The sequence below is a fragment of the Parvibaculum sp. genome (genome assembly GCF_049672805.1).
GTDB lineage: Bacteria > Pseudomonadota > Alphaproteobacteria > Parvibaculales > Parvibaculaceae > Parvibaculum.
The window spans coordinates 1-6,308 of sequence record NZ_JBATWS010000290.1; the positions used below are offsets into that span (position 1 = coordinate 1).

General features: G+C 60.0%; 5 protein-coding genes. 1 reads left to right on the forward strand and 4 read right to left on the reverse strand.

What is annotated here, in order from left to right:
- Positions 1-47: 47 nt before the first annotated feature.
- Positions 48-1,061, forward strand: a complete 1,014-nt coding sequence (locus tag WBF74_RS09245; protein ID WP_424438543.1) for an NADP-dependent oxidoreductase — start codon at positions 48-50, stop codon at positions 1,059-1,061.
- Positions 1,062-1,115: 54 nt separating this feature from the next.
- On the opposite strand, the gene WBF74_RS09250 is transcribed toward WBF74_RS09245, so the two are convergent.
- The 4 genes from WBF74_RS09250 to WBF74_RS09265 all read right to left on the reverse strand — a co-directional run bounded on the left by WBF74_RS09250 (position 1,116) and on the right by WBF74_RS09265 (position 6,231).
- Positions 1,116-2,507, reverse strand: coding sequence for a class II 3-deoxy-7-phosphoheptulonate synthase (locus WBF74_RS09250; RefSeq protein ID WP_424438546.1), 1,392 nt, complete (start codon positions 2,505-2,507; stop codon positions 1,116-1,118).
- A gap of 150 nt (positions 2,508-2,657) precedes the next feature.
- Positions 2,658-4,037 (reverse strand): glutathione-disulfide reductase, encoded by a 1,380-nt coding sequence (gor, locus tag WBF74_RS09255; protein ID WP_424438549.1) that lies wholly within the window; start codon positions 4,035-4,037, stop codon positions 2,658-2,660.
- A gap of 31 nt (positions 4,038-4,068) precedes the next feature.
- Positions 4,069-4,767, reverse strand: coding sequence for a ribose-5-phosphate isomerase RpiA (rpiA, locus tag WBF74_RS09260; RefSeq protein ID WP_424438552.1), 699 nt, complete (start codon positions 4,765-4,767; stop codon positions 4,069-4,071).
- A gap of 3 nt (positions 4,768-4,770) precedes the next feature.
- Positions 4,771-6,231 carry an NAD-dependent succinate-semialdehyde dehydrogenase gene (locus tag WBF74_RS09265; RefSeq protein ID WP_424438555.1) on the reverse strand — a complete coding sequence of 487 codons (1,461 nt, stop codon included), beginning with the start codon at positions 6,229-6,231 and terminating at the stop codon, positions 4,771-4,773.
- Positions 6,232-6,308 lie beyond the last annotated feature (77 nt).

Consider the following 6,308-nt stretch of genomic DNA (forward strand, 5'->3'; position numbering starts at 1 on the left):
CCGGGCATGACGAGTTTGGGGAGTAATAGGAACACGGGGGAGGAACAATGCCGACAAAAGCAAAACGCTGGGTGCTCGCGTCACGGCCGGAAGGAAAGCCGAGGCTTGAGAACTTCCGGCTGGAAGAAATAACGCTGCCGGATATTGGCGAGCATGAAATCCTGATCCGCACGGAATATCACTCGGTCGATCCGGGGATGCGCAGCCGCCTTTCGGGGGATAGCTACACGGCCGCCCTTCCCCTTGGCGAGACCATCGACAGTGCGATGGTTGGCATTGTCGAAGCCTCGAAGAACGAAAAGTTCAAGCCGGGCGACCGCGTGACAGGCGGCTTTGGCTGGGTGACACATGCCATTTCGAACGGGCGCGGCGTGCAGATACTTTCGCCGGAGATGTTTCACGGCAAGCTCCGCCTTACCGCCGCGATTGGCGTGCTCGGCATTCCGGGCCTCACCTCCTATTTCGGCCTTCTGGAACTCGGCGCGCCCCGTGCGGGCGAGACCGTTCTGATCTCCTCTGCGGCGGGACCGGTCGGGGCCACCGCCGGGCAAATCGCAAAGCAGAAAGGCTGCCGTGTCATCGGTATCGCCGGTTCGGCGGCAAAGTGCGACTATGTCAAAGGCCTCGGCTTCGATGATTGCTTCTCCTATCGCGGCACTGATCTGCGCTCGGCGATCCGAGAGCATTGTCCGGAAGGCGTCGATATCTATTTCGACAATGTCGGCGGCGAGATGCTTGATGCGGCGATCCTCAACATGAAGGAGCATGGCCGCATCGTCGTTTCCGGTCAGGTCAGCGAATATAACCGCGCGGACAACGAGCTTGTCGGCATCCGCAATGTGACGCGCTTCATCACGCATCGCCTGCGGATGGAGGGGCTTGTGGTGTTTGATTATTTCAAGCGTTTCCGTGAGGCACAGACCGAGATGGCCGGATGGATCCACGAAGGAAAGCTCATCTACACCGAAGATATTTCCGAAGGGATCGAAGGTTCGGCGGCAGCCTTTATCGGTCTCTTCGAAGGCGAAAATCTCGGGCGACGTCTCATCAAGGTAAGCTGAAAAGAAAAGGCCTGGTATCGCTACCGGGCCTTCTCATTTTTCCATTTATCTCGCTTACCACGCACCCAGCGCCACTGGCCGGAGGTTGCGGTTTTCCATCCGCTCCTTCTTCAGCCCTTCGGCAATGAGGAAAGCGAGTTCCAGCGACTGGCTGGCATTGAGGCGCGGGTCGCAATGCGTGTGATAGCGGTCGCCAAGCTCCGTTTCGCTGATCGCCTGCGCGCCCCCGATGCATTCGGTGACGTTCTGGCCGGTCATCTCGAAATGCACGCCGCCCGCATGGGTGCCTTCCGCGCGGTGAACAGCCATGAAGGCCTGCACTTCCGCAAGAATGCGATCCACAGGCCGCGTCTTGTAGCCGGACGATGCCTTGATGGTGTTGCCATGCATGGGGTCGCAGGACCAGACAACCTTCTTGCCCTCCCGCTCAATGGCGCGGATGAGCTGCGGCAGATGCTTCTCCACATTCTCGGCACCGAAACGGCAGATAAGCGTGAGACGCCCCGGCTCGTTCTTCGGGTTGAGAATGTCGGTGAGGCGTACAAGCTCGTCCGGGTCGAGCGAGGGGCCGCACTTCATGCCGATCGGGTTGTTGATGCCCCGCATATATTCGACATGCGCATGGTCCGGCTGGCGCGTACGGTCGCCGATCCAGAGCATATGGGCGGAGGTGTCGTACCAGTCGCCTGTGGTGGAATCGATGCGGGTCATCGCCTGCTCATAGCCGAGCAGCAATGCCTCATGGCTCGTATAGAATTCGGTCGTGTGAAGCTGCGGCTGCGAGGCGCTGTCCACGCCGCAGGCGCGCATGAAGTCGAGCGCCTCGGTGATGCGGTTCGCAAGTTCCTCGTAACGCGCGCCTTCGGGACTGTCCGAGACGAAACCCAGATTCCAGCGATGCACAAAATCGAGATCGGCATAGCCGCCGCTCGCAAAAGCGCGGATGAGGTTCAGCGTCGAGGCCGACTGCGAATAGGCGCGCAGCAAGCGCTCGGGATCAGGCACACGGGCTGCCGCGTCGAACTCGATACCGTTGATGTTGTCGCCGAGATAGGAGGGCAGCGTCACATCGCCAATGGTCTCGGTGGGCGAGGAACGCGGCTTGGCGAACTGGCCCGCGATGCGGCCCACCTTCACCACGGGCGAGGCGGCCGCAAAGGTCAGCACCACTGCCATCTGCAGCAGCACGCGGAACGTGTCGCGGATATTGTCGGCGGAGAATTCGGCAAAGCTCTCGGCGCAATCGCCGCCCTGAAGCAGGAAAGCGCGGCCTTCGCAGACCTCTGCGAGATCTGCTTTCAGCTTGCGGGCCTCACCTGCAAACACGAGCGGCGGATAGGAGCGCAGGCGCGCTTCCACAGCGGCCAGAGCCGCCTCATCCGGGTAGGCCGGGAGATGCTTTGCGGGCTTTGAGCGCCAGCTCTCCGGTTTCCAGTTCTCCGCCATCGTCTTTGTCTCCGAAACGCACGAAAAAATGCGGGTTCAGGCTCTCTTCCTGAACCCGCCTTTTCCATATGGAAGGCGGATATATAATCCACAAGACCCCTGAATGGAAGCCTAAGCCCTTGATCTGGCTTGGAGACGCAGAAAAGCCGCTCAGCTCGCGGCCTTGACCAGCGGGGCCTGCCATTTTTCGCGCAATGTCACCAGTTCTTCCGCCGCTGTGGGGTGGACGGCAATGGTGGCGTCAAACTGGGCCTTGGTTGCCCCCATCGTGACCGCGATGCCGACCGCCTGGATGAGTTCGCCAGCCCCCTGCCCCAGAATATGGACACCGAGGACCTTGTCGGTCTTTGCATCCACCACGAGCTTCATGAAGGTTCGCTCCTGCGAGCCGGAAAGCGTGTTCTTCAACCCGCGAAAGGCAGTCTTGTAGAGATCAATCTCGCCGCGCTCCCGCGCCTGGGCTTCGGTGAGGCCGACCGTGCCCATTTCCGGCTGGGAAAAGACCGCCGTCGGGATGATCGAATGATCGACCTTCACATCCTTGCCGCCATAGACGGTGTCGGCAAAGGCATGGCCCTCGCGGATCGCCACGGGGGTGAGGTTCGCGCGGTCCGTCACATCGCCTACGGCATAGATGCTGTCTACCGAGGTCTTCGAATATTCATCGACGATCACCTGACCGGACTTGCCGAGCTTCACACCTGCTTCTTCAAGGCCAAGCCCCCTGGTGAGCGGTATGCGGCCCGTCGCATACATCACGGCATCGGTTTTCAGAATCTCGCCGCTTGTCAGCGTCAGTTCCAGCTCGCCATCCTTTTTGACGATAGAGGCGATGTCGCTGTTCATGCGCAGGCCTACACCCTTCTTCATCATCTCTTCGGCGAGCATTTCGCGCAGATCATCGTCGAAGCCGCGCATGAAAAGGGGACCGCGATAAAGCTGCTTCGTCTCCACGCCAAGCCCGTTGAAAATGCCTGCGAACTCCACCGCGATATAGCCACCGCCGACCACGACAATGCGCTTCGGCAATTCCTCAAGATGGAAGGCTTCGTTCGATGAAATGGCATGTTCAATGCCCGGCACGTCGGGCATGTAGGGCGTCGCGCCAACGGCGATGAGAATGCGCTCCGCCGTCACTTCCCGGTCTTCCGCCTCAAGGCGAACCGTATGCGCATCCCTGACCGTCGCGCGGCTCTGAATGATCTCGACACCCGCCTTTTCGAGATTGCGGATATAGATGCCGTTCAGCCGGTCAATCTCCTTGTCCTTGTTCGCAACAAGCGTCTTCCAGTCAAAGGAGCGCTCACCCACCGTCCAGCCGAAGCCTGCCGCTTCCTCGAACTCTTCGGAATAGTGGCTTGCATAGACAAAAAGCTTTTTCGGAACGCAGCCGCGAATAACGCAGGTGCCGCCGACGCGATATTCCTCGGCAACTCCCACCTTCGCGCCATAGCTTGCAGCGATACGCGCGGCTCGCACGCCGCCAGAACCCGCGCCAATGACGAAAAGGTCGTAATTATATTTGCTCATGGCTGCAGCTCCCGCATCCCTGTCCGGTTTGTTATTTCTTCTCGATCAGCTCGATGCCCGACGGCGAACCGATAATGGCGAGCGCTGCAATATCGATAAAGAGCCCGTTATCCACCACGCCCGGAATAGCATTGAGCGCCGGGGCCAGACTGTCCGGTTCCGGGATCTTGCTGAAGGCGCAGTCATAGATGAAGTTGCCGCTGTCGGTGAAGAAGGGTTCGCCATATTCATCAGCGCGGCGCGAAACCTTACCCGTGCAGCCAAGCGCGCTTGCGACTTCGGCGATCTTCCGCGCTGTCACGCTTGCGCCGAAGGGAACGATTTCCACCGGCAGCGGAAAGGCACCGAGCGTCGTCACGACTTTGGAGGCATCCGCAATCACGATCATCCGCTCGGATGCTGTGGCGACAATCTTTTCGCGCAGCAGGGCCCCACCGCCGCCCTTGATAAGCCGCAGCTTGCTGTCGAGTTCATCTGCACCATCCACCGTCAGATCGAGGCGCTGAACCTGGTGAAGCCCGGCGATCGGGATGCCAAGGCTCTCGGCAAGTTTTGACGTGCGCTCCGATGTAGGCACGCAAATGACCTCAAGGCCACCCCTCACCTTCTCGCCCAGCGCGCGGACGAAATGTTCCGCCGTGGAGCCTGTGCCGAGACCGAGTTTCATGCCCGGACTCACAAAGTCGAGCGCGCGGAGCGCCGCTGCCTTTTTCTGCGCGTCAGCACTCATCACTCAGAGCCCCGCCATCGCGACATACTTCACTTCGAGAAATTCCTCGATGCCCCAAGGCCCGCCTTCGCGACCAAGTCCGGATTCCTTGTAACCGCCAAATGGCGCAACTTCCGTTGAGATGAGCCCGGCATTGACGCCGACAAGGCCATATTCCAGCGCCTCGGCAATGCGCCAGACGCGCCCGATATCGCGGCTATAGAAATAGGAGGCAAGTCCAAAAGGCGTGTCATTGGCCAGCGCGACTGCTTCTTCATCCGTTTCGAAGCGGAAAACGGGTGCAAGCGGCGCAAAGGTTTCTTCGCGCGTCACCTTCATGCCGGGCTTCATGCCGGAGATGACCGTCGGCTCGAAGAAGGTGCCGCCCTTCGCATGGCGCTTGCCGCCGGTATGCAGCCTCGCACCGCCCGCGAGCGCATCAGCAATATGCTCCTCGACCTTTTCCACCGCAGCCATATCGATCAGCGGACCTTGCGCAACACCTTCTTCAAAGCCGGAGCCTACCTTCAAGGCGGCGACCTTCCTTGCCAGCTTCTCGACAAACTCGTCATGCACGGCCGATTGAACGAGGAAACGATTGGTGCAGATGCAGGTCTGGCCGGTGTTGCGATATTTGGATGCGACAGCGCCTTCAACAGCGGCATCAATATCGGCATCATCGAACACGATGAAAGGCGCATTGCCCCCCAGTTCCAACGACACCTTTTTCATGGTCGCGGCGGACTGGCTCATCAGTTCCTTGCCAATCTCCGTGGAGCCGGTGAAGGTGAGTTTCCGCACCAGCGGGTTCGCCGTCATTTCGCTGCCGATGGCGCCTGCCTTGCCCGTAATCACACTCAGAATACCGGAAGGAAGCCCCGCGCGCTGACCAAGCTCTGCCAGTGCAAAGGCGGAAAGCGGCGTCGCGGTCGCAGGCTTCACGACCATGGTGCAACCTGCTGCAAGCGCGGGACCGGCCTTGCGCGTAATCATCGCCGCCGGAAAGTTCCAAGGCGTTATCGCCGCGCAGACGCCGACGGGCTGCTTAAGAACCACGATGCGGCGATCATTGGTCGGCGCAGGAACGATGCTGCCATAGATACGCTTTGCCTCTTCGGCATAGAACTCGATGAAGGAAGCGGCATAGGCGATTTCGCCCTTTGCCTCGGCCAGCGGCTTGCCCTGCTCTGCCGTGAGAATAGCGGCGAGATCGTCCTGATTTTCCATCATCAGTTCGAACCAGCGGCGGAGAATGACGGAACGCTCCTTCGCCGGGCGCGCGGCCCATTCCTCCTGCGCGCGGGAAGCGCCTTCGATCGCCTCGCGCGTCTCTTGCGTACCAAGCGAGGGCACGCTCGCAATCTTCTCGCCCGTTGCCGGGTCTGTCACGTCAATCTGCGGCGCATCCGCCCCCACCCATTCGCCATTGATAAAGCAAAGGGTTTTCAGCAGGGACTTGTCCTTGAGGCGAGAGGTAAGCGTCATGAGAGATTCCAGAATCTGCTATGTTTGGGCGCGCTTTCTTGCGTTTATCCGTCGCACTACATCATATAGTCTCAGGC